We start from the raw sequence: 22834 nt of genomic DNA, 5'->3' as shown, positions 1-22834 counted from the left end.
CCTCCATCTTCCACCACAGTTCGGTTGAAGTCAAGACTGGTAATGCGAACGGCGTGCCCTATGATGAAGATGTTCCGCCCCACGCGGAGCAACTGGGTGAACCGTCGAGTTTATTTAGGGAGCCCACACAGTCGTGCCTAGTACAGGTATCCTTCGTTGTTAAGGACGCTGGAGGGGCCGATGAGGGCACCCACCTTGTAGAGGTGGGTTCATTATCGTGAAGCGTGGGGCGGCCCATTTTTGGCAAGTTTCTTGTTGACAGCGTCCATTTAGTCGCTATTATAGAAACTCGTCTTGGGGACGTAGCTCAGCTGGGAGAGCGCTGCCGTCGCATGGCAGAGGCCGAGGGTTCGATTCCCTTCGTCTCCACCACAGGATTCGCAACGGGCACTTACTTCGGTAGGTGCCCGTTTTCGTTTGCAGATGGCTCCGTTTGCAACCGATGCGCGGTGGCGCACATCGGCGGGCACTCGCGCTTTGCGGCCTCCTGTCCGGATCGGCTGTGCGGGGGAGGGCGACCGCCCCGCCGCCCAGCGGTCGCCGGAGAGCCGTTTCGGGTCGTCCACCGTCCGCGCAGGCGCGCTGCCGTCTTTGTCTGTCAGCGGTGTTCGACCTGCCATCTGCGCCGGTTTCCAGCGGTCCGCCCGCCTCTGCTGCCATCTTGCCGCCCTCTGCGTCGCCGCGTGCGCTGACGCGCGCCGCACCTGTGAACAATCGGGTTCCATCGCCCATGCCGCTTCGTCGCGGGAGGGTCAAACGGTTATACTGACGGTCGATAGAAAAGCTACGAGCGCCGGGATCGCCTGGCGCGACAGATCGGAGGTCCGCGATGGCCGAGCAGGAAACCGCGCCGCTTTCTGATGACGAGCGCGCCGAACTCGAGGCCCTGCGTGCCGAGAAGGCGGCCCGCGAGGAGGCCGAGCGCGCCCGGAGGGAGCGCGCCGAGCTCGAGGCCCTGCGTGCAGAGGCCCGTGCCTCCCGTGTCGACGAGGCCACCGATGCCCCTGTCAGCGCGGTCGCCCCGAAGGCTGCCGCCCAGGCTGCACGCCGTGCGGACGACCGTCCGCCCGTGGTCGACCCCGACCACCTCTCGTTCGGCCAGCGCATGGTCATGACCCCGCAGTCAGACGATCCCGATGAGATCCCCGGCATGCCGCCGGCGCAGAAGATCATCATCGCCGCGGTGTTCGCCTTCGTGATCATCGGCGCGGTCTGGATCTTTCTCTCCAACAGCGGAATGGTGTAGTTTCGCCCTATAGCTTTTCGGAACCTGTGGCGCCGGTGCCTTGCCCGGCGCCTTGTTGCATATGGTAAGGAGCGACCATGGCTTTGACAGACGTTTCGCGACCGACTGACGTCGCGATGCTCACCGACCTCTACGAGCTGACGATGGCTCAGGGCCTGTGGGAGAACGGCAAGCAGGACGAGCAGGGGTGCTTCACGGCGTTCTACCGCGACCATCCCTTCGAGAGCGCCTACGCCGTCATGTGCGGCAGCGCCGAGCTGGCGGACCTCGTGGAGAACCTGCGTTTCACCGATGAGGACATCGACTACCTGGCTGGCCTCTCGGCGCCCGCGGGCGGCAGGATGTTCAACCCGGCGTTCCTCGAGTACCTGTGCGCATTCCGTCCCCATGTGGACATCGACGCCGTGCCCGAGGGCGCGCTCGTGTTCCCGCGCGAGCCCATGGTCCGCGTGACGGGCTCCATGCTCGAGTGTCAGCTGCTCGAGACCGCGCTGCTGAACGCCATCGGCTTCCAGACGCTCGTGGCCACCAAGACGGCGCGAGTCGTGGCGGCGGCGAAGGGCCGTCCCGTGGCCGAGTTCGGCCTGCGCCGCGCCCAGGGTCCCGACGGCGGCATGGCCGTGGCGCGCGCGAGCTATATCGCGGGCTGCGCGTCGACCTCCAACGTGCTCGCCGGCCGCAAGTACGGCATCCCGGTGTCGGGCACGCATGCGCACAGCTGGGTCATGGCGTTCGATTCCGAGCTCGAGGCGTTCCGCGCGTTCGCGCAGAGCAGCCCCAAGAACTGCACGCTGCTGATCGATACCTACGACGTGCGCGAGGGCGTGGAGAACGCCATCATCGTCGCGCGCGAGATGGAGGCCGCCGGCGAGCGTCTGGCGGGTATCCGCATCGACTCCGGCGACCTGGCGAAGCTCTCCGCCTACGTGCGCGGCCGTCTCGACGAGGAGGGGCTCGACTACGTGAAGATCGTCCTGTCCAACGACCTCGACGAGTACACGATCCAGTCGCTTTTGAACCAGGGCGCGCCGGTGGACAGCTTCGGCGTGGGCACGAAGCTCGCCACCTGCTACGACCAGCCGGCACTCGGCTGCGTCTACAAGCTCGCGGCGCATCGCGCGTCGGCGGACGACCCCTGGACGCCCGTCCTGAAGCTCTCCGAGCAGCCCGACAAGCGCACGATTCCCGGTATCCAGCAGGTGCGCCGCTACGTGGACGGCGCGGGCAGCCCGGTATGCGACATGATTTTCGACGAGGCCTATCTCGAGGGCGAGGGTGCGACGCGCGGCACGACGCTCGTGGCCGTGAACGACGCGGCGCTCGTCACGAGCGTTGCCGGCTTGAGTTACCATGAGCTGCTCGAGCCCGTCGTGCGCGACGGCCAGGCGGTCGGTCCGCGCGAGTCCATCGAGGTCGCTCGCGAGCGCTGCAAAACCGAGCTGGGCGCACTCGACGCCGCCTACAAGCGCTTCCTGTACCCGCAGACCTATATGGTTGGCATGGAGCTCGGGCTTGCCCGCGTGCGCGACGAGCTCGTACGCGAGCGCATGGCGCAGACGAGCTCCGCGATCCCCTGGAAGCGCGTCTAGGGGGACCGCGCGCGGTTGAGCGGCTGCGCGGACGGGAAGCGCTGACGCGGCATGCAGAGATGGTGCCGCGCGGCGCATCGGCGGCACGTGCCGCATGCGCTTTGATACGATAGGCGGGCCGTGGCGCGAGGCGTCGCGGCCCTTTTTTCGCCGCGCGTTCGTGCGCGGCGCGGCTTGAACGGAACATCTCGTGCGAAAGGCATCAAGCTTATGGCCACCGACTATAAGACCATGGTCGTGAAGATCGGCTCCTCGACGCTCGTGGGACCCGATCGGGCGCTTCGGCGCTCGTTCATCGCGGGCCTTGCGGATGAGGCGCGGCGCCTGCGCGCGATGGGTTGGCGCCTGGTGGTCGTGAGCTCGGGCGCCATCGCGTGCGGCGCGCCGGTGCTCGGCTTCGCCGCGCGCCCGACCGACATGCCGAGCCTGCAGGCGTGCGCCTCGGTGGGGCAGTGCGTGCTCTCGGCCGTCTACGACGAGGAGTTCCGCGCTCGCGACCTGCTGACCTCGCTCGTGCTGCTCACGCGCTACGATACGGCGCATCGCTCGTCGTACCTGCACGCGCGCGACACGCTCATGCGCCTGGTGGAACTCGGCGTGGTGCCGGTCGTCAACGAGAACGACACCGTCACGGTCGACGAGATCCGCTTCGGCGACAACGACACGCTCGCCGCGCTCGTGAGCTGCCTCGTGTCGGCGGACCTGTGCGTGACGCTGTCGGATATCGACGGGCTGTACACGGCGAATCCCATGGAGGACCCTGACGCGCGCTTCATCCCGCGCGTGGAGAGGATCGATGCCGCCATCATCGCGTCGGCGGGCGACTCGTCGTCGGCGGTGGGCACGGGCGGCATGATCACGAAGATCCGCGCGAGCCGCATCCTCATGACGGCGGGCATCGCGAGCGTGATCTGCAGCGGCGCCGAGGAGCGCGCGCTGTCGCGCCTGGCGGCGGGGGAGTCGGTGGGAACGCTGTTCGTGCCGCCGGCGGGACGCTGCGAGATCGCGCCGAGGAAGCTCTGGATCGCTTTGGGCGACGCTGCGCACGGCACGGTGACGGTGGATGCCGGTGCCGCCGAGGCGCTGGTGCGCCGCGGGTCGTCGCTTTTGCCCGTGGGCATCACGAAGGTGGAGGGCGAGTTCACCGCCGGTGCGACGCTCGACGTGCGCGACCCGGACGGCCTTACCATCGCGCGCGGCCTCGCGCAGGCGGGCTCGGACGAGCTCAAGCTCGCCGCCGGTCGCCATCAGGACGAGATCGCGGCGAACCGCCTGCTCGCGGCGCTTGCGGGCAAGCCCGCCATCCATCGCGACGAGCTGATCGTCTTCGCGTAGGGCGGGCGCGAGGCGACGCGGCCTGGTTGCTCCGCGGCCCGCTGCCGCGCCGCCGGGAGCCGGGCATAGATTCGCGAAAGACGCGCCCTTGGCGCAACCGGTGCGATCCGGATGCGCCGAGGCGCTGCTGTGCCGGCCGTCTGTCGCGCTTAGGTGCGGATGGGGCGAGCGGGGTGTCCATCGCCCCGCTCGCATGCGGTTGAGGGGCTGCGGGCAGGCGGACGGGCGACCGGGCTGCTTCGCCATGCGGCCGCCGGCTGCCTATGCGCGTGCCATGAGATGGCCGGCGTCGCGCGCCTGCTCGTAGAGCGTGCGGAACACGGTGTCGCCGTGCAGGCCGTCGTGCTCGAACTCGTTGGTGACCCAAGGATGCGCGTTTCCCACACGCGAGAGCGTGTCGAGCTGCAGGCCCGCGTCGACGTACATGTCGTCGAAATAGACCGCCGCGTGCAGCGGGACCTCGTTTGCCGCCAGGCGCACCGGGTCGTAGATGCGATCGAAGTCGGTGTCCGCCATGAGGAGGTCCATGGCCTCGGCGAAGGGGGCGAGCTCGGGCATCTGCGTGAACATCCACGGGAAGCACGCCTCGCCGGTGAACAGCAGCGGGCGGGCGAGGCCGTCGAATTCGGGGCGATGGGCCTTCTCGGTCGCAGCCGCCCAGCCGATGGGCGCAACGGAGCCGTCGGCGTAGATGAACTCCTGGAGCACCCAGTAGAGCGGGTTCGCGCGCGTGGTCGTGCGGTCAAGCACGCCCATAAGGAAAGCGTCTGAGAGGTGCGGCTCGGTGTCCACGTTCCCGTCGCCGTCTTCGAAGGCGGTGTCGAAGAGCCAGTGCATGCGCTCGAAGCTCGGCTTCATACCGAAGTCCGAACCCAGCAGCTGGAGGTGCTCGACGGTCAGCGGGCTGCCGTCGGGAAGGTCGATGCCGCCTGCCTCCACGAGGTCGGCCACGGCGGCCACGCGCTCGACGTCGTCGGGGTAGCGCTCGTAGTAACGGCGGGTCTTCTCGGCCATGCGCGGGAACGTGTGCGCATAGACCTCGGCGGCGCTGGCGGGGACGTGCGGGATGCCGCCGCAGGTGAAGCTCGCGGTGATGGCCTCGGGGAACAGCGACAGGTAGGCGAGCGTGATGAAGCCGCCGTAGCTCTGGCCGAGCGTGGTCCAGGGCCTGCCCTCGAACTCAGTCAGGCGCAGGTACTCGAAGTCGCGCACGATCGAGCCGGCGAGCAGGCGCTTCAGGAAATCGGCCTGGGCGCGTGCGGGATCGGCGCCCGCCGTGCGGGCGCGCTGCCCGAGCGCGGCGATGCTGCGTGCGCTCACCCGCGAGCTGCGGCCCACACCGCGCTGGTCGGGCAGGACGACGCGATAGTGCTTGATGGCCTCGGCGATCCAGCCGTCGCTTGCAGGCGACAGGGGCCGCGGACAGGCGCCACCCGGTCCGCCTTGGAAGAAGACGAGCAGCGGCAGGTCGTCGTTGACGTGCTCCGGTGCGCAGACCACGCGATAGAACAGCTTCATGCTCTCCGGTACGCCGCAGATGGGGTCGGGAAAGGCGCCGGCGCGCATAGTGAGGCCCATGGCGAGCAGCGCCGGCTCGAGCCCGCGCCAATCGAGCGGCACGTCGATGCTGTGGTCCTCCACGTACAGGCCGGGAACGAAATAGCTGGCAAGTTTGGTCATGAACCCTCCTCGGGAAGCGTGTGGGATGCGGTCTCTCACCATGATGACGCTTGGTGCTCGCAAAAACGGGTTGAGGCGAACCCGTTCCCGTTCACCCCACGAGCGCCGGGGTCATCACGTCAAGCAGCACGCGCGTGCGCCTCTGACGCGCCGGGGCAGGGCGCGTAGGCAAAGGCATCGTCAGGCGCCCCCGAACGGTTGGGGAAGAACGCGGTGCGCAAGACCTGCTCAACATCGTAGCGCGTCTCAAGGCGGCCGACCGAGAAGTCTGGGCAGCACATGGACCCCTCGTCAACGATGGCGCGCAGGGCACGTCCACGGCGTGCCGGCATAGAGGGCAAGCGCCTAAGCGAGGAAGGGGAGGTTTACGGTCATAACGGGGTGAAACGGCTTCCGCAGGACTCCTCAGCCCGCAGCCGGCTCGATGCGAAAGCGCGCAAGGAGCTCGCCGAAGGCGTCCTGTGCCGCGCGGCACGTGTCGAGCAGGTAGCCCGGCTCATGATTCCACTGGGACAGGCCGCGATAGTAGAAAAGCTTCATCTCGTCAGTGATGATGAACGGCGTGACACCGCAGCGGAGGCATTCCTTGAACATCACGAGGCGCCCGACGCGACCGTTGCCGTCTTGAAAGGGATGAATGGCCTCGAACGCCTTGTGGAAAGCGACGATATCCTCGAACGTCTTGACCGACTTCGCCTCATATGCGGCGATGAGGCGCGACATGTCCCACGCGACGTGTTCGGGGGGCGTCGTCTCACGCCCGCCCACCTCGTTGGGCAGCCGTTTGTAGTCGCCTACCGCAAACCAACTCTTGCGGCTGTCCGTTGTCCCCTGCTTGAGCTGGGCGTGGAGGCTCTTGATCATGCGCTCGCTCAAGCGCCGGTTGGCGGCATCGATGACCATGTCGATGCAGCGGAAATGGTTCGCCGTCTCTACGATGTCGTCGACCCGCACCGATTCGGTAACACCGAGCGTGTTGGTCTCGAAGATGAAACGGGTCTGCTCGTGCGAAAGCCGGCTCCCCTCGATGTGGTTCGAGTTGTACGTCAGCTCGATCTGTATGTGATGATAGATGCCACCGGGCATGCCCGAGTCCTTTTCCTCGCGAAGCGCTTCCAGCAGTGTGCGCCTTCGCGAGGAGGAGCGCGGCCTGCGCGCGGGCTTCTCGGCATCCTCGGGAATCGCCCAGGTTTTGCCGATCAGTTCGGCGCCGGGGATGCGCCCCTCGGCGCAGTAGGCGCGAACCGTGCGCTCGGAAACACCCCAGCGTCGCGCCATTTCCGCAACTGTAAGGGCCATCGTGCACCACCTTCCGTTATCGGCAAAAAAAGAGACTCATGAGTTACATGTTACACCCGTATAATCTGCCGATAACGGAACTCCGGGGCAGTATCTCGCCCACATGAGATGGCAAGCCGTGCCCGCCGCCCATATACTCGGCGCAAGCGGAAACGGGATAAAGCGGGCCCGTTCCCGCCCGCCTGCTCCGTTTGCCGCATAAACCGTTCGGCACCGCCCGTGCGGCCCCGCGGGCGTGGATGAGCGTCGTGTCGAACAGCGGGACCTGTCCTCATTACTGCCGTTTTCGGGTAGGATGGGGGCAAAAGAATTACCAAGGAGGTGCCGGCATGGCGCAGGATATCAAGACCTATGTGGAAGAGCTCGCGCGTGCGGCCAAGGAGGCGTCGCGCCCGCTGGGGTTCGCGTCCGACGAGGCGCGGCAGGCGGCGGTGCGCGCGATGGCGCAGGCGCTGCGGGAGCACGAAGACAACATCCTGGCGGCGAACGCCGAGGATATGGAGGCTGCCCGTCAGGCGGGCACGAGCGAGGGGCTGCTCGACCGCTTGCTGCTCACGCCCGCGCGTATTGAGGGCATGGCGGCCGGCCTCGATAAGCTCGCCGACCTGCCCGATCCGGTGGGACGCGTGCTCGAGCACCGCACGATCGACCAGGGGCTCGACCTCACGCGCGTGAGCGTGCCGCTCGGGCTCGTGGCGATGGTGTACGAGGCGCGTCCGAACGTGACCGCCGACGCCGCGGGCATCTGCATCCGCACCGGCAACGCCTGCATCCTGCGCGGCGGCTCGCTCGCCCAGCGCTCCTGCGTGGCGATCGCGCACGCGCTCGCCGACGCGGTCGAGGCCTCCGGCTTCCCGCGCGCGGCCGTGAGCATCATCGAGACGACCGACCGCGCGGCGACCGGTGTCCTCATGAGCCTGCGTGGCGTCGTCGACGTGCTCATCCCCCGCGGCGGCGCGGGCCTCATCCAGCGCTGCGTGCGCGAGTCGCTCGTGCCGGTGATCGAGACGGGCACGGGCAACTGCCATATCTACGTGCACGAAAGCGCCGACTTCGATAAGGCGCGCGCTATTGTCATGAACGCGAAGACGCAGCGCGTGGGTGTGTGCAACGCCTGCGAGTCGCTGCTGGTGGACCAGGCCGTGGCTCCCGCGTTTCTGCCCGGTATGTTTCGCGAGCTCACGGACGCCGGTGTGCTCGTCCATGGTGACGAGACGGTGTGCGCCATCTGTCGCGAGCTCGGGCTCGAGGAGGGGTCGGCCTTCGTTCCCGCCACCGAGGAGGACTGGGGTCGCGAGTATTTGGCGATGGAGATCTCCGCGAAGTGCGTGAGCGGGCTCGACGAGGCCATCGCCCACATCAACCGCTTCGGCACCATGCACTCCGAGGCCATCGTCGCCGAAGATGAGCAGGCATGCGAGCGCTTCTTGCGCGAGGTGGACGCGAGCTCGGTGTATGCGAACGCGAGCACCCGCTTCACCGATGGCGGCGAGTTCGGCCTGGGTGCCGAGATCGGCATCTCCACGCAGAAGCTGCATGCGCGCGGGCCCTTTGCCGCCGAGGCGCTCACGACCTACAAGTACGTCATCCGCGGGTGCGGCCAGGTCCGCCCCTAGGGGTTACGACGCACGCGCTGCGCGCGTGAGCGCGTCTGGCTGTGTCATCTGCCGGCCCTTCGACCTCTTCGGGGGTCGGAGGGCCGCGTGCGTTACGCCCCTTGCGGAAGCTTCCTGCGCATCCAGGCCCCGATGCATACATGACGCATATGCTCATATCAGTTGCCCTCGTTGACGGTTATTATGGTGGTATCGATATCACATCTCTTTGCGGAAGGCAGGCACCATGTACGACGTGACGGCGTTGGGCGAGGTTCTGATCGATTTCACCGAGGCGGGGGCCTCGGAGGGCGGCATGTCGCTGTTCGAGCGCAACCCGGGCGGCGCGCCGGCCAACGTGCTCGTGGCGCTCCAGCACCTGGGGCACAGCACCGCCTTCATCGGCAAGGTCGGCTGCGACATGCACGGCGACTTCTTGCGCGGGGTGCTCGAGGGCGAGGGCATCGACTGCACGGGTCTCATCAGCGACCCGAAGTACTTCACGACCCTCGCGTTCGTGGCGCTCGCGCCCACCGGCGAGCGGACGTTCTCCTTCGCCCGCAAGCCGGGCGCCGACACCCAGATCGAGCCCGGTGAGCTCGCGCGCGATGTCATCGCGGACTCGAGGGTCTTCCATGTGGGCTCGCTGTCGCTCACCGATGAGCCGGCGCGTTCCGCCACGCTCGAGGCCATCGCCTGCGCCCGCGATGCGGGGTGCACGCTGTCCTATGATCCCAACTACCGCGCGAACCTCTGGCCGTCCGTGGAGGTCGCCTGCGAGCACATGCGCAGCATCGTCTCCAGCATAGACCTCATGAAGATCTCCGACGAGGAGTGCGGGCTCATGACAGGCGAGAGCGACCCGGTCGCGGCGGCTCGCGTGCTCCTTGAGCGCGGCCCGAAGGTCGTCGCGGTGACGCTCGGCGGGTCGGGCGCGCTGGTGGCGACCCGCGAGGGCACGCGCGAGGTGCCGGGCTTCCCGGCCGAGGTCGTGGACACGACCGGTGCCGGCGATTCGTTCTGGGGCGGTTTTCTGGCGGCGTTCCTCGAGAGCGGGCTCACGGCTGCCCAGGTGACCCTGGACGATGCGGCCAATTTCGCCCGTATGGGCAACGCCGTGGCGTCGCTGTGCGTGCGCGGCCGCGGCGGCATCCCCTCGATGCCTGCGCGCGCGACGGTGCTCGAGCTGCTCGGCGCATAGCGCGCATCATATCCCGTATGAATAACGGCCGCGCCGCGAATCCCATGGGGTTCGCGGCGCGGCCTTCTTTTCGATATGGTGCCCAGAGGGGTCCGGCTATTCCTGGGCGAAGGTGTCGCGGTCGGGGGCGAAGGACTGCATGGCCTCGATCGTGCGGGCGAACAGCTCGTCGAGGTCCCATCCGAGCATGTCGGCGCCCTCGCGGATCACGTCGCGGTTCACGCCGGCGGCGAAGCGCTTGTCCTTGAACTTCTTCTTCAGCGACTTCACGTTGAAGTCCATGACGCTCTTGGAGGGGCGCATCACCACGGCGGCGCCGATGAGCCCGGTGAGCTCCTCGGTGGCGAACAGGATCTTCTCCATCATGAGCTCGGGGCGGGGAAGGGTGGTGTTGAAGTCGCTCGTATGGGTCTGGATGGCGCGGATGAGCTCGGGCGTGCCGCCTGCCGCCTCGATGTCCTTGGCGGCGTAGATGGTGTGGTTCATCGGGTCGTCGCTGTGCTCCTCCCAGTCGAGGTCGTGCAGAAGCCCGACGATGCCCCAGAACTCCTCGTTTTCAGGGTCGTACTCGCGCGCGAAGTAGCGCATGGTCTGCTCGACCGTCTCGGCGTGCTCGATGTGGAAGGGGTCCTTGTTGTGCTCGCAGAGCAGCTCGTATGCCTGCTCGCGGCTGAGTCCCGCAGAAAGCGCTTCCGCCATGGTTTCCTCCAAACCGTCGCTGCAGGTGCGGCGTCGCCCGCGCCGCGCCCGCGAACATTATGCAAAAAGGTGCCCGGGACCCTGCCTTATAGCGCGTGAGCGCCGTACCTACGGCAGGGACCGGACACCTTCGATCCCCCATCCGGTGAAGGGGGAGGCTTCATGGCTGTACTGTACCACACGGCAGCGCCTGCGCGCCGGTATTCGGCGGATGGTGCTCCTTGCGGCGATCGGCGCGGCGGATGTCCTCAAACTACCCCGTCCCCGATGAGGACAATTGGGATATCAGTTGTCGGAGATCTCGCCGGCGGCGACGGCGGCGGCGTGGAGGCGCGCGTCGGCGTCCTCCTCGCTCACGTCGAGCGCGACGGCGATCTCCTCGACGGAGCGGCGGCGCGCCTCCTTGAGCACGCGCAGGTAATAGCTGCTGGGCTTTTTCGCATGGGCCTCGGCGTCGTTGATGCGCCGGCGCATGGTCTTGGCGACGCGCAGCGTCTCGGGCGCGCCGAGCTTGATCTGCCCCTTGAAATAGCTCTCCTCAAGCGAGCTGTTGCGCTCCGTGAAGGGGTCGCACTCCAGGTCGCCGTAATCGGCGATCAGGGCTTCGGCCTCCTCGCGGGAGATGATGGTGTGCAGACGGTCCGCCTGGGCGACGGGGTAGAGAAGACGGGTCTTCGCGTGGCCCGATTTGGCTTCCAGAACGATCATCGGCGAAGGCGTGTCCTCATAGTCCATGACCGTGCAGACGCCCTGGCCGGGGTGGATAACGTGCTCTCCGATGCTGAACATGCTGCCTCCAACTCATAAGCTGTACCGAAGATAAGAATACCACGCGTACGTGCGCGTTTGTTGGCGTGCATCACATTTTGAGCACATTTGCGCAGGTAGGTGGCCGTCCTGTCGGTTTTGGGCACGTGCGCTCGATGCATAAAGTGCTCCGGCGCACCCAAGGGGAGCGCGCGGTCGTTCGGGCAGCTCGAAGCGGGTCCGCAGCGTCTGCCCGGCCCCGTGTACCACCGCCCGCAACCCGTCGATAACCTTGGTTTTTGTTGTCTGGGCGCCCCGTCTTAGGCGGTTTTTTCCCATGATCGCCGCAGTTGGGTGTACGGCCGTCGGGTTTGCCGATGCGGTGTGTTAGAGTATGGGCCATGTGTATACCTGCAGCTCGCCGCAAAGGGCGCGGCGAGACCCTACATGGAGGAGGACCCATGCCTGAGAAGATCGAAGAGCTGGTGCGCGCAGCCCTCGCTGCGGCGATCGAGGCGGGCGAGATTCCCGCGTTCGAGCTGGACGATTGCGGCATCGAGCGACCGGCGGACACTTCTCACGGCGAGTGGACGTCCACCATGGCGATGAAGTCCGCGAAGCTCGCGCACTGCGCCCCGCGCAAGATCGCCGACGCCATCTGCGCCCACATGCCCGCCGACGAGGTCATCGACAGCGTCGAGGTCGCCGGCCCCGGCTTCATCAACTTCTACCTGTCCGTCGCCGCTAAGAACTCCGTGTTCGCCGAGGCGCGCGAGCAGGGTATGGACTTCGCCAAGTCCAACGTCGGCGGCGGCCTCAAGACCCAGGTCGAGTTCGTCTCCGCCAACCCCGTGGGCCCCATGCACGTGGGCCACGGCCGCTGGGCGGCGCTCGGCGACTCCATGTGCCGCGTCATGGAGCATGCCGGCTACGACATCGAGCGCGAGTTCTGGATCAACGACCACGGCAACCAGATGAACACGTTCGGCAACTCCATTTCCAAGCGCTACATGCAGCTCGCCGACATCATGGCCAAGCAGGGCTGCGACATCGACGCCGCCCGCGACTTCCTCGCCCAGGATCGCGACAACTACGTCCAGGACGAGCTTGATGAGCGTCCCGACAGCCATCCCTACATGGATGAGTTCACGGCCGATCTCGGCAAGGACTCCTACGGCGGCACCTACATCATTGACGAGGCCGCTGCCTTCTGGAAGTCCGATGGCGACAAGTGGGTTGACGCCGATCCCCAGGAGCGCATGCTGTCGTTCCGCGAGCGCGGCTACCAGAAGATGCTCAAGGACATGCGTGACACCTGCCATGACGTCCGCTGCGACTTCGACGTCTGGATGAGCGAACGCACCATGTACCAGAAGGACTGGACGGGCACCTCGCCGGTCGAGCGCGCCTACGCCAAGCTCGACGAGATGGGCTACCTCTACACCACCGATGACGGCGCGCTGTGGTTCAAGTCCACCGCCTTCGGCGACGACAAGGACCGCGTCATCAAGAAGTCCAACGGCGACTACACCTACTTCTCCTCCGACATCGCCTACCACTGGAACAAGTTCCAGCGCGTCGACCACGTCATCGACATCTGGGGCGCCGACCACCACGGCTACATCGCCCGCGTGAAGGCCGTCTGCGACGCGCTCGGCTACCCCGGGCAGTTCGAGGTGCCGCTGGGCCAGTTCGTGAACCTGCTGCGCTCCGGCAAGCCGGTCCGCATGTCCAAGCGCAAGGGCACGATGATCACGTTCCGCGAGCTCATCGACGAGGTCGGCGCCGACGCCGCCCGCTACACGCTCGTCTCCCGCTCCTCCAACCAGACCATCGACTTCGACATCGACGCCGTCAAGGAGAAGAGCCAGTCCAACCCCGTGTACTACGTGCAGTACGCGCACGCCCGCATCTGCTCCATCCTGCGCCGCGCCGCCGGCGTCACGCCTGAGCAGGCCGAGCTTATGGGCATGGAGGCCGTCGCGGTGAAGGCTATCGGCAGCGACGTTGATTACGGCCTGCTGACCGACCCGACCGAGCTGGCGCTCGCCCGCAAGCTCTCCGAGCTCGAGGACCTCATCGCCGGCTGCGCCCGCGACCGCGCGCCGTTCCGCCTCACCCACTACCTCGAGGAGCTCGCCGGCCTCTTCCACAGCTTCTACGCTGCCTGCCAGGTGCTGCCGAGCGAGGGCCGTCCGATCGCCCCCGAGCTCACCCGCGCGCGCCTTGCCGCCTGCGACGCGGTGCGCTCCGTGCTGCAGCTCGTGCTGTCGCTCATCGGCGTCTCCGCGCCGATGCAGATGTAGCGCGCCTCGCGAAAATGAGCGCGAAAGGACCCCGCCCGGCGGGGTCCTTTTTTCATGCGCGGGCGGACGGACGGCTCGCCTGCAACCGCTGGCGTCCCGGTGAGCTACCGTTCACGTGGGTTTTCGTGGCAGCTTTGGCAGATGGGGGCGCGTGATTACCAATGTGGTATAGTTGCCTTGCATCTGTTTGCATATCCCGATACATGTTGCACGCCCCATTGTGCCGCTGCCGCCGACATGGCGGTGTGCCGTTCGTCACGCGGGCGATATCCTTTTCTCCAATCTTGTGTACATGCCGCGCCGCGGCAACCTATAAGGAGGTATGGGAATGAAATTCTTCATCGACACCGCTGATCTGGACGAGATCGCCGAGGCGAAGAGCTGGGGTTGCCTGGCAGGCGTGACCACGAACCCGTCGCTGTACGCCCGCACGGGCGGCAAACTCGCCGATTTCGAGCCCCACATGCTCAAGATCGCCGAGCTCTGCGAGGGGCTCCCCGTCTCCGCCGAGTCCACCGCCACCACGGCCGAGGGCATGATCGAGGAGGGCCGCCGCCTGGCAGGCCTCGCCCCCAACATCGTCGTCAAGCTGCCGGTCTGCGAGGCCGGTCTGGCCGCGTGCCGCGCGCTCGCGGACGAGGGCGTCCGCATCAACATGACGCTCGTGTTCTCCGCCCCGCAGGCGCTGCTGGCCGCCAATGCCGGCGCCCGCTACATCTCGCCGTTCGTCGGCCGCTTCGACGACATCGCGCAGGACGGCATCTCCCAGCTCGCCGACGTCGTGGCCTGCGTGAAGAACTACGACTGGGCCGGCAGGAACGTCGACGGCGAGGTCGAGATCATCACCGCCTCGGTGCGCACCCCCAACCACGTCACGCAGGCGGCGCTGCTCGGCGCGGACATCGCGACCGTGCCGTTCGCGGCGCTCAAGAAGTGCGTGCGCCATCCCCTTACTGATCAGGGTCTCGCAAGCTTCGAGGCCGACTGGAAGAAAGTAGTTGAGCAGGCATAGTGGCTGAAGATCATAACGAAATCACCCCGATTGAGACGGCGGCCCCGGTGCCCCAGGCACCGGAGGCCACCGAAGAGAAGCGTGCGCAGGCGCCTGCCGCCGCGCCGCTGAACGAGGCGTCCGACGAGGCGGCGGCGAAGGCCCCGCGCACGCGCCGGACGCGCAAGCCGAAGGCGGAGGCGGCCGATGCCGCTTCCGCTCCGGCGGCGGATGGGGAAGAGGCCCCGCGCCGCACCCGCGCCCGCCGCACGGCGGCGAAGAGCGCGGATGCGGGCGAGCATGAGGTCTCTCCCGAGGTTGCCCAGGCTCGCGCGCTTGCCCAGGTGTCGCAGGCGCAGGTCGCCCGCAAGCAGCGTCGGGCTGCAGAAGATGCGCTCGAGCTGCTTGAGGCCGCCGCATCCGCTGCCGAGACGACGTCTGAGCCCGCTGCTGCCGAGGCGCCGAAGCGCACCCGTACGCGCAAGAAGCGCGAGGCCTCCGAGACCGCTGCGGCTCCCGCTGCCCTGCCCGAGGGTATGACCCCTGAGCTGCTGGCTGCGCTTCCGAAGGTCGATCCCGCCTTGCGCCCGCATCGCCGCGGACGCAAGCCCAAGGCCTACGTCGAGGCCGAGCGCGCCGCTGCAGCAGCTGCTGCGGCTCTGCTCGCCCAGCAACAGGCGGCTGCCGCGCCTGCAGAGGGCACAACCTCCGAACCCGCAGCGGCGCAGCGCGCCGGGGGCGGAGCCGCCGAGGCTGCCGACGAGGCTTCCGCGGCGCAGGATGTTCGCCCCGGCCGCGGTCGTCGCGCCAAGGCCAAGCAGGCAGAGGCTTCCGAGGAGACCGCACGCGCACCGGAGAAGGATGCTGTCGAGGCGCCTGCCGAGGCCTCTGACCAGGAGCGCATCAAGCAGGCTGAGGGCAAGGCGGCTGAGGGCGAGAAGCGCGAGCGTCGCAGCCAGACGCAGCGCCATGAGCAGGATCACGGCGAGCGCGACGGCCGCAAGAACCGCGACGAGCGCGGAGACCGTAGCGATCGCAAGGATCGGGACCGTCGCAACAACCGCAACGATCGCAATGACCGCAACGATCGCCGCAACAACAAGCGCAACAACCGCTACAACGCGCCGACCGAGCCGAGCCTGTCGCGCGATGAGCTCTCCGGCATGAAGGTTGCCGAGCTGCGCGAGAAGGCGCGTTCGCTCGATATCGACCCCACCGGCAAGAAGAAGGCGGAGCTTGTCGAGGAGGTCTATACGGTCGCGGCGCGCGCCGAGGGCTTCCGCGACATCGAGGGCATTCTCGATATCACCAACGAGGGCTTCGGCTACATCCGCGCGCACGGCTACATGCCGAGCCGCGACGACGCCTTCGTGCCCGCGAACCTCATCCGTGCGGCGCGCCTGCGTCCGGGCGACCTCATCTCCGGCACGCTGAGGCCGAGCCGTGCGAACGACAAGTTCCCCGGCCTCGCCAAGATCCACACCGTGAACGGCCTCGATCCCGAGCAGATGCGCACGCGCCCGAAGTTCTCGGAGCTCACGCCCATCTACCCCAACGAGCCGCTCAAGATGGAGCACGGTCGCGATTCCATCACCGGCCGCGCCATCGATATCGTCTCGCCCATCGGCAAGGGCCAGCGCGGTCTGATCGTCTCGCCGCCCAAGGCGGGCAAGACGACGGTGCTCAAGCACATCTGCCAATCCATCGCCGTGAACAATCCCGAGGTGCACCTCATCTGCCTACTGGTGGACGAGCGCCCCGAGGAGGTCACGGACATGGAGCGCTCCATCAAGGGCGACGTCGTGGCCTCCACGTTCGACATGCCCGCCGACAACCACACCCGCGTCTCCGAGCTCGTTATCGAGCGCGCCAAGCGCATCGTCGAGATGGGCGGTGACGTGGTGGTCGTGCTCGATTCCATCACGCGTCTCGCTCGCGCCTACAACCTGGCTGCGCCCGCCTCGGGTCGCATCCTTTCCGGCGGCGTCGACTCCGCGGCGCTCTACCCGCCCAAGCGCTTTTTGGGCGCGGCGCGCAACATCGAGAACGGCGGCTCGCTCACCATCCTGGCCTCCGCGCTCGTGGACACCGGCTCCAAGATGGACGAGGTGATCTTCGAGGAGTTCAAGGGAACGGGCAACATGGAGCTCAAGCTCGACCGCGACCTGGCCGACCGCCGCATCTTCCCGGCCATCGACCCGGTCGCCTCCGGCACGCGCAACGAGGACCTGCTCATCCCCGAGAACATGCGCCCGTTCGTGTGGGGCATCCGCCGCGTGCTCGCCGGCATGAACAACACCGAGCGCGCCGCAGCGTCCTTCATCAAGGGCCTGAAGGGCACGAACTCCAACGAGGAGTTCCTCATCCGCACCGCCAAGAAGGCTGCGGACTATCCCGAGGCCATGTAGGCTTCGCTTTCCAGATCGCTTTGTATGCACGAAGGCCGGTGTCCCGAGGGCGCCGGCCTTCGTTCGGTTTCATCCGTTGTGCGCGGGTCTGCGGAAATGCTGACGGCGGAAGCTCTCCCGCGATAACGAACTTGTCAAATGTCTCGCTAAGAGCTTGCGTTAGCGAGACTGTTGGCAAGTTCGTGATAGGGACGGAAGCGGCGTGGTGGGGCGCCTCGACAATCTAGAGGATGCCCAGTGCGCGCTCGAGGGCGATGGCGGCGCGGTAGGGGACGACACGGGTTGCCGCATAGAGCGCCTTCATGTCGAGCGAGGGGATGCAGAGGCTCCGTCCGGCATGCGCGGCGGCGAGGGCGGCCTCAGCGACGTGCCCGACGTTGTCGAAGCCGATGCGGGTCATGCGCTGCGCGCACCCGGCATCGCCCGGGGCGTCGAGGAACTCAGTCTTCATGAACTTGGGGCACACGGCGGTGACATGGATGTCGATGTCGCCCAGCTCGGTGTCGAGCGCGCGGGAGAAGTCGAGTACGAAGCGCTTGGCGGCCGCGTACACGGCGAGGCGCGGCTGGGGGAGGAACGCCGCGACGCTCGCGATGTTGATGATGCGGGAGCCGGCGCGCATGAACGGCAGCGTGCGGTAGGCGAGTTCGACGGGGGCGAGCATGAGCAGGGCCATCATGCGGCTCACCTCGTCGCGCGGGATACCGGCGAAATCGCCGAACGAAGCGGCGCCCGCATTGTTGACGAGAAGCCGCACGCGCGCGGCAGGGGTCTCCAGCAGCGCCGATTCCAAGATGTCGAACGAATCGGGGTCGGTGAGATCGAGGCAGAACGGCCGCACGGTGCACGAGCAGGTGCGCACGAGGGCGTCGAGGCGCTCGGGCCTGCGGGCGACGACCCAGATCTCGTCGACGGAGCCCGCCTCGCCATGGTCGATGCGGCGGACGATCTCCTTGCCGAGTCCGGACGAGGCACCGGTGACGATGGCGATAGTGGGCATGGCTGATCTCCTTTGTGTCGCGGTGATGCTGCTTGACTTGTTCCCCAAAACACGGGTAAGAAAACCGATGGTGCGCCGCTCGGCGAATCGACCCAAAGCGTCGTTGACACTCGGCGGGTCGATATTGCATGTATGCAGGCGTTATCGCATAATAGCTCTAACGGTCGCGACGGAAAACGCAGATGAATCGAACCACATCCGTTGCTGGGGGTTTCGGCCCCCACGCTTCACAGTCCTCGTTTCCCGCGAACGCGTGCAGGTGCGCCGGCTCTCGCGTCGGCAGCGCCTCGGTTGGACACGTATCCGAAGCAGAAGGAAGCGGCATATGGACTCTTCGACGCACACGCATCGCGCTCTGACAGCCGGGCTTTCGATCGGAGGCGGCATCGCCCTCTCCGCCGTCGCGTTCGCCGCCACCATCCCGTTCGAGGGTGTCCATGAGGCGATCGCGCCCGTGATCCTGCCGCTTGCCGCCGGATCGATCATCGGCGTGGGCATCCATGCGGTCGCGACGGCGATCGACGACCATGTGTCCTCGCCTGAATACGCTGCTGCAGCAGCCGAGCGCTCGTCCGCCCGCGCGACGGCTCCCGTCTCGTTCGCCGCGAGCCGTCAGGCCACCCCGAAGGGCGTGCCCGTGATCGCGCGCGCCCAGGATGCGCTGTCCGAGGCGGAGGCGTGGGCCGAGATCGACTCGCTGCTCACGTCCGACTCTCCGGTGAGCTGCGACCCGCTGAAATCGAAGGACATCTACGAGATCGCCCTCGAGGAGATGGCGCGCGGCACTGCGAGTGCCGACGCGACCGCGCAGACCGCATACCGAACAAGCGCGACCGCCCAAGGTGCGGAAACGACCGCCACGATGGATATGGGGTCGATGTATACCGCTCCCGCCCAGCAGACCGCGTCCGCGCGCCCGATGGCGCAGGCGGGGCCGGAAGTGACGGCGACCTATATGCGCATCCAGCAGGTTGCTGCCCGCGCGCAGGCGCAGGCCACTGCCGCTCGCGCTGCCGTGGCGCCTGGTGCCGCCATGTCGCCGAGCACGACGGCGGTACCCATGGTACCGGTCGTCCCGGCGGTCTTCGTGACGACGGCGCAGGCTTCCGGTGTCATGCCCGCGGTGCCCGCCTCGAGCGTGCCGTCCATTTCTCTCGATATGGGGCAGGCACCCGCCTCCGTCCCGCAGGCCGTCCAATCTGCCGGTACGGGCGATACGAACGCACTCGGTGCCCGCGTGCCGAGCGTTTCCGTTCCCGCTGCGACGACAGCGGGGTCGGTGCCCGAGCCCGAGCCTGCACCTGTCACCGAGGTCGAGGCACCCATGGTCGACTATAGCGGTCACGAGGGCATGTGGGCTGAGGCGCTGGCCATCCTCGCCGAGGAGGTCGCGCCCGCACCCGCTCCGGTCGCGAGCGCACCTGCGAAGGCGGAGGAGGACGAGCCCATCGAGAAGATCTTCGACGGTCTGGACAAGATTCCCGCTTCCTTCGAGTATGACGCGATGCTCGAGGATACTGACGGCATCGCCCGCTCCCGCATGGGCGCTCTGGCCGAGGGTGCAAACGCCACGGGCGTGCACAGTCATGTGAACGAGATCCTGAACGAGGAGCTCGGGCGCGTCCCCTCGCAGAGCGTGCGTACCACGGGGCGCGAGTACCTGCGCGTCATCCAGGGCGGCACGATGGCCATGCCGCGCTATACGGCCGAGGCGTAAGCACTCTTGGCCCGCCGAACCTTCCATATGCCCGGTGGCATCTCGCTGCCGTTCTGCATCGCATCCTGCGCGATGGTCGCCTGCATCTGGGGCGCGTCGCTCGTGCCCGGCACCGGCAGCTCCGCGCTGAGCCTGTCGGTGGTCGACGGCCTGCGCTCGGCGCTCGATGCGTTGGGGCTGGCCAGCGGCTGGGTGACGAACTTCGCGGTGCGCAAATGCGCCCACGCGATGGAGTACGCCGCGCTCGGCGTCCTGGTGTCGCAGGCGATCGACCCGGGGGCGCGCCGCACGGGCGGCCGCGCGCTGGTGATCGCCGCCGTCTTGGTGCTGGTCGCCTCGATCGACGAGGGCATCCAGCTGTTCGTGCCGGGTAGGTCCGGCCAGGTGACCGACGTCGCGCTCGACTGTGGCGGCGCGGCTGCCGGCGTCCTTATCCGGGGCGCCTTCTATCGCCTGCGGCGTCGGCGGGAGTCGTCGTAGGGGCGCGCCGGCAGGGCGCGAAGGGACGCGCCCTGCCGGGTTTCCATGCGCACGGAAGACGGGCTGCAGCCGGGCGCCTTCCGGGGGCGCCGCCGCTGCAGCCCGTCGATTCGCTCAGATGCGCGCGGGCGCTATCTCACAGACGCTACTCGACGTCGGTGACGGTCATGATGCGCATGAGCACCGCGGCCGCTTCCGCACGACGGGTCGTGTTGAGCGGCGCGAGCACGCGGGTGCCGTCGGGCGTCTCGACGCCCTGGACGACGCCGGTCGCGACCGCCCAGGACACGGCGTCGACGGCCCACGTGGAGACGGTGTCGGCATCGGGGAACGCGCTCAGGTCGGCGCGCGCGGAGGTGTCCTGGCCGCTCGAGGCGGCGAGGCGCTCGAGCACGACCGCGAGCTGCTCGCGGGTCAGCGCGGCGTCGGGCGCCATGAGGCCGGAGCCGTCGGTGTAGCCGCCGAGAAGGCCCATCGAGATCGCCCAGGAGAGGGAGTCGACATACCAGGCGTCGAGGTCGACGTCGGCGAAGCCCTCGAGCACGGAGCTGTCCGCCTCGGGCTTCTGCGCGATGCGCCAGAGCATCTCGGCGAATTGGGCGCGGGTGAGCGGGTCTGTGGGGCCCATCACGCCGGCGTCGCCGTACCCGCCGAGCACGCCTGCCGCGATCGCCCAGTCGATGGCGTCGACGTACCAGGCGCCGGGCTCGACGTCGGCATAGGCGTAGGAGGGGTGCAGCGCGCGGGTGAACTCATCGGCGATGAGGCCGTGGCCGTAGGCGTTGGGGTGGAAGTCGAGGTCGATGTCGATGGCGGACGGGTCGTACGAGACGATCTCGATGCCCGCGTTGCAGGGGTTCTCGGAGGCGTCGGCGATCGCGGTGTGGAGGTCGGCCACCGCATAGGTGCCCGTGGCGGCGCCCGCCTCGATGACGGCGTTCACGGCCGACGTGGCGGCGTCGAAGCCGGCCGAGATGGCAAGGCCCGTCTCCGCCCAGGCGCTTCCCGCCATGCTCTGCGCGAGATGGCCGTAGGGGTTGTACAGGTTGGCGACGAGCAGCCGCACGTCGGGGTTGAGGGTGCGGATGCCCGTGACGACGGCCGTCAGGTTGGCGGTGAGCTCCGCGAGCGCCGAGCTCGCCTCGTCCGAGGCGGCGAAGGTCGCAAGCTGCCCGCTCGCGAACTCGATGAGGGCGAGCTTGGTCTGCAGGTCGCGGTCGCCGGCGAGGATCTGCTGGATCTCGTCGCCGGTCAGGGGCGCGTCGGGGTTGGCGGCGCTCCAGGCGCTCGCGACATAGCCGTACAGCGCGCCGAGCATGTCGTTGCTCCCGACGGTGACGGTGATGACGTCGGCCGCCGCCACGCGCGCGGCCGCGTCCTCATCGGCGATGAGGGCGCAGAGCTCGGAGGAGGTCATGCCGTCGCGCGCGTACGTGGGGTCTGCGGTGAGACCGTTCTCGCCGGAGAAGATGTTGACGAACGAGACGGCGCCCTCGCCGTCGAGCCCGTATCCGGTCGAGATGCTGTCACCCAGCGCGAGATACGTCTTCTCCGCGGTATCGTTCGCCACGGCGAACGACGGGATCATGGCGAGTATCGCGGCGATACACGCCAGGGCGGCAAGGAATCGTTTTCCCATATCGTCTCCTCTCGTCGTGGATGCGCGCGACATGCGAGGTCAGGCGTGCCGATGGACGGACCCGCATGGCAGGGGCGGCGCATCGTCGGGTATTGTCCTGCCATGTCCCACGATATCGAAGGAGTGTTGGGTCCAGCACCGCCGAATGGGCGCCAATTTGGGTGGGGAGGCGGTCGCCGGGGCCCCGCGGGGCGCAGGCGCGCGCAGGGGGCGCCCGGGCCGCACCCCTGCGCGTGCGGGCGGACCTCCGTCGCGCTTCGTCTGGGCACGGGCCATGAATGTACGCCCCCGGCACGTGCGGGCGGCGCCGGGCTTGCGGCTGCGGGCGAGGTCGGGCGGACGTCCGTCGCGCCGCGCTGGGCGAGATGTCGGCAGAAGGAAAGGTTCTAGCAGGTAAAACAGGGTGTTTGGGCGGATCGGTGGGTGCTGTATGCAGCACGTGAACTTTTTTGAAAAAGATGCTTGCATCGCCACGGTTCTGCGTGCATAATAATCAAGCGCTTTGCAAGAGGGGCACATGGTGGGTGTAGCTCAGTTGGCTAGAGCGACGGGTTGTGGTCCCGTAGGTCGAGGGTTCGAGTCCCTTTACCCACCCCATCCTCTCTCTTGCGCACAGCATGTCATGGACCGTTAGCTCAGCTGGCTAGAGCAGGGGACTCTTAATCCCAAGGTCCAGGGTTCGAATCCCTGACGGTCCACCATCCATGCTTTCCTCTCGACGAGGTCATATATGGACCGTTAGCTCAGCTGGCTAGAGCAGGGGACTCTTAATCCCAAGGTCCAGGGTTCGAATCCCTGACGGTCCACCATCTTCGATTTAACGCCCCGGCAACGGGGCTTTTTTCATGCCGCTCGAGCGTATGCACGAGGCCCCGGCCCGGCATGCACGGGTGTGCCGGGCG

The 22834-nt window shown here is 67.5% G+C and carries 16 protein-coding genes and 4 tRNA genes; 14 read left to right on the top strand and 6 right to left on the bottom strand.

Annotated elements, in window-relative coordinates; translation table 11 throughout:
* Positions 1-296: 296 nt before the first annotated feature.
* The 4 genes from H6A21_RS01930 (at position 297) to proB (ending at position 4170) form a co-directional block, all read left to right on the top strand.
* Positions 297-372: transfer RNA gene (locus tag H6A21_RS01930), tRNA-Ala, on the top strand.
* Positions 373-829: 457 nt separating this feature from the next.
* On the top strand, positions 830-1246 hold the full coding sequence (locus H6A21_RS01925) for a hypothetical protein (RefSeq protein WP_204559905.1): 417 nt from the start codon (positions 830-832) through the stop codon (positions 1244-1246).
* Positions 1247-1323: 77 nt separating this feature from the next.
* A complete protein-coding gene (locus H6A21_RS01920) occupies positions 1324-2835 on the top strand; it encodes a nicotinate phosphoribosyltransferase (protein WP_204559904.1) in 1512 nt (503 codons plus the stop codon).
* 210 nt (positions 2836-3045) lie between these two features.
* On the top strand, positions 3046-4170 hold the full coding sequence (gene proB, locus H6A21_RS01915; protein WP_204559903.1) for a glutamate 5-kinase: 1125 nt from the start codon (positions 3046-3048) through the stop codon (positions 4168-4170).
* A gap of 261 nt (positions 4171-4431) precedes the next feature.
* Here proB and H6A21_RS01910 read toward each other — a convergent pair whose 3' ends face one another.
* Both H6A21_RS01910 and H6A21_RS01905 read right to left on the bottom strand, forming a co-directional pair.
* A complete protein-coding gene (locus H6A21_RS01910) occupies positions 4432-5850 on the bottom strand; it encodes an alpha/beta fold hydrolase (RefSeq protein WP_204559902.1) in 1419 nt (472 codons plus the stop codon).
* A gap of 405 nt (positions 5851-6255) precedes the next feature.
* Positions 6256-7149, bottom strand: coding sequence for a Fic family protein (locus tag H6A21_RS01905; RefSeq protein ID WP_204559901.1), 894 nt, complete (start codon positions 7147-7149; stop codon positions 6256-6258).
* Positions 7150-7478: 329 nt separating this feature from the next.
* Between H6A21_RS01905 and H6A21_RS01900 the strand changes: the two genes are divergently transcribed.
* Positions 7479-8765, top strand: coding sequence for a glutamate-5-semialdehyde dehydrogenase (locus H6A21_RS01900; protein WP_204559900.1), 1287 nt, complete (start codon positions 7479-7481; stop codon positions 8763-8765).
* 226 nt (positions 8766-8991) lie between these two features.
* Positions 8992-9945 (top strand): carbohydrate kinase family protein, encoded by a 954-nt coding sequence (locus H6A21_RS01895; protein ID WP_204559899.1) that lies wholly within the window; start codon positions 8992-8994, stop codon positions 9943-9945.
* 96 nt (positions 9946-10041) lie between these two features.
* Here the strand turns inward: H6A21_RS01895 and H6A21_RS01890 are convergent, their stop codons facing one another.
* Entirely contained in the window at positions 10042-10644 is a 603-nt protein-coding gene (locus H6A21_RS01890; protein ID WP_204559898.1) for an HD domain-containing protein, read from the bottom strand.
* Between the two features lie 285 nt (positions 10645-10929).
* Positions 10930-11433, bottom strand: coding sequence for a CarD family transcriptional regulator (locus H6A21_RS01885; RefSeq protein WP_204559897.1), 504 nt, complete (start codon positions 11431-11433; stop codon positions 10930-10932).
* Positions 11434-11852: 419 nt separating this feature from the next.
* On the opposite strand from H6A21_RS01885, the gene argS reads away from it, so the two are divergent.
* The 3 genes from argS (at position 11853) to rho (ending at position 17096) form a co-directional block, all read left to right on the top strand.
* Positions 11853-13697 carry an arginine--tRNA ligase gene (gene argS / locus H6A21_RS01880; RefSeq protein ID WP_204559896.1) on the top strand — a complete coding sequence of 615 codons (1845 nt, stop codon included), beginning with the start codon at positions 11853-11855 and terminating at the stop codon, positions 13695-13697.
* A gap of 328 nt (positions 13698-14025) precedes the next feature.
* Positions 14026-14709: a transaldolase family protein gene (locus tag H6A21_RS01875; protein WP_204559895.1), complete on the top strand. Its 684-nt coding sequence runs from the start codon at positions 14026-14028 to the stop codon at positions 14707-14709.
* Positions 14709-17096, top strand: coding sequence for a transcription termination factor Rho (gene rho / locus H6A21_RS01870; protein WP_342636027.1), 2388 nt, complete (start codon positions 14709-14711; stop codon positions 17094-17096). The genes H6A21_RS01875 and rho overlap by 1 nt, the downstream gene beginning before the upstream one ends.
* 223 nt (positions 17097-17319) lie before the next feature.
* On the opposite strand, the gene H6A21_RS01865 is transcribed toward rho, so the two are convergent.
* The gene (locus tag H6A21_RS01865) at positions 17320-18096 is read right to left on the bottom strand and encodes an SDR family NAD(P)-dependent oxidoreductase (RefSeq protein ID WP_204559894.1); all 777 of its coding nucleotides are present in this window, start codon (positions 18094-18096) and stop codon (positions 17320-17322) included.
* A gap of 325 nt (positions 18097-18421) precedes the next feature.
* Between H6A21_RS01865 and H6A21_RS01860 the strand changes: the two genes are divergently transcribed.
* Positions 18422-19813 carry a hypothetical protein gene (locus H6A21_RS01860; RefSeq protein ID WP_204559893.1) on the top strand — a complete coding sequence of 464 codons (1392 nt, stop codon included), beginning with the start codon at positions 18422-18424 and terminating at the stop codon, positions 19811-19813.
* Positions 19814-19819: 6 nt separating this feature from the next.
* The gene (locus H6A21_RS01855; protein WP_239462569.1) at positions 19820-20293 is read left to right on the top strand and encodes a VanZ family protein; all 474 of its coding nucleotides are present in this window, start codon (positions 19820-19822) and stop codon (positions 20291-20293) included.
* A gap of 145 nt (positions 20294-20438) precedes the next feature.
* Here H6A21_RS01855 and H6A21_RS01850 read toward each other — a convergent pair whose 3' ends face one another.
* Positions 20439-21932, bottom strand: a complete 1494-nt coding sequence (locus H6A21_RS01850) for an S-layer homology domain-containing protein (RefSeq protein WP_204559892.1) — start codon at positions 21930-21932, stop codon at positions 20439-20441.
* 520 nt (positions 21933-22452) lie between these two features.
* Here H6A21_RS01850 and H6A21_RS01845 point away from each other — a divergent pair.
* From H6A21_RS01845 to H6A21_RS01835, 3 genes are all read left to right on the top strand, one after another.
* A tRNA-His gene (locus H6A21_RS01845) sits at positions 22453-22529 on the top strand.
* A gap of 27 nt (positions 22530-22556) precedes the next feature.
* A tRNA-Lys gene (locus tag H6A21_RS01840) sits at positions 22557-22633 on the top strand.
* A gap of 31 nt (positions 22634-22664) precedes the next feature.
* Positions 22665-22741, top strand: a tRNA-Lys gene (locus H6A21_RS01835).
* Positions 22742-22834: the final 93 nt, after the last annotated feature.

The organism is Collinsella tanakaei (genome assembly GCF_016902615.1).
Lineage (GTDB): Bacteria > Actinomycetota > Coriobacteriia > Coriobacteriales > Coriobacteriaceae > Collinsella > Collinsella tanakaei_A.
This window is presented reverse-complemented; position numbering and strand designations above follow the sequence as displayed.

Bases quoted from the DNA above. Each gene is read 5' to 3' on its own strand.
- H6A21_RS01925 (WP_204559905.1), top strand. From the start codon at position 830: ATGGCCGAGCAGGAAACCGCGCCGCTTTCTGATGACGAGCGCGCCGAA.
- H6A21_RS01910 (WP_204559902.1), bottom strand. From the start codon at position 5,850: ATGACCAAACTTGCCAGCTATTTCGTTCCCGGCCTGTACGTGGAGGAC.
- H6A21_RS01920 (WP_204559904.1), top strand. From the start codon at position 1,324: ATGGCTTTGACAGACGTTTCGCGACCGACTGACGTCGCGATGCTCACC.
- proB (WP_204559903.1), top strand. From the start codon at position 3,046: ATGGCCACCGACTATAAGACCATGGTCGTGAAGATCGGCTCCTCGACG.
- argS (WP_204559896.1), top strand. From the start codon at position 11,853: ATGCCTGAGAAGATCGAAGAGCTGGTGCGCGCAGCCCTCGCTGCGGCG.
- H6A21_RS01875 (WP_204559895.1), top strand. From the start codon at position 14,026: ATGAAATTCTTCATCGACACCGCTGATCTGGACGAGATCGCCGAGGCG.
- H6A21_RS01895 (WP_204559899.1), top strand. From the start codon at position 8,992: ATGTACGACGTGACGGCGTTGGGCGAGGTTCTGATCGATTTCACCGAG.
- H6A21_RS01885 (WP_204559897.1), bottom strand. From the start codon at position 11,433: ATGTTCAGCATCGGAGAGCACGTTATCCACCCCGGCCAGGGCGTCTGC.
- H6A21_RS01860 (WP_204559893.1), top strand. From the start codon at position 18,422: ATGGACTCTTCGACGCACACGCATCGCGCTCTGACAGCCGGGCTTTCG.
- H6A21_RS01905 (WP_204559901.1), bottom strand. From the start codon at position 7,149: ATGGCCCTTACAGTTGCGGAAATGGCGCGACGCTGGGGTGTTTCCGAG.
- H6A21_RS01850 (WP_204559892.1), bottom strand. From the start codon at position 21,932: ATGGGAAAACGATTCCTTGCCGCCCTGGCGTGTATCGCCGCGATACTC.
- H6A21_RS01890 (WP_204559898.1), bottom strand. From the start codon at position 10,644: ATGGCGGAAGCGCTTTCTGCGGGACTCAGCCGCGAGCAGGCATACGAG.
- H6A21_RS01900 (WP_204559900.1), top strand. From the start codon at position 7,479: ATGGCGCAGGATATCAAGACCTATGTGGAAGAGCTCGCGCGTGCGGCC.
- H6A21_RS01865 (WP_204559894.1), bottom strand. From the start codon at position 18,096: ATGCCCACTATCGCCATCGTCACCGGTGCCTCGTCCGGACTCGGCAAG.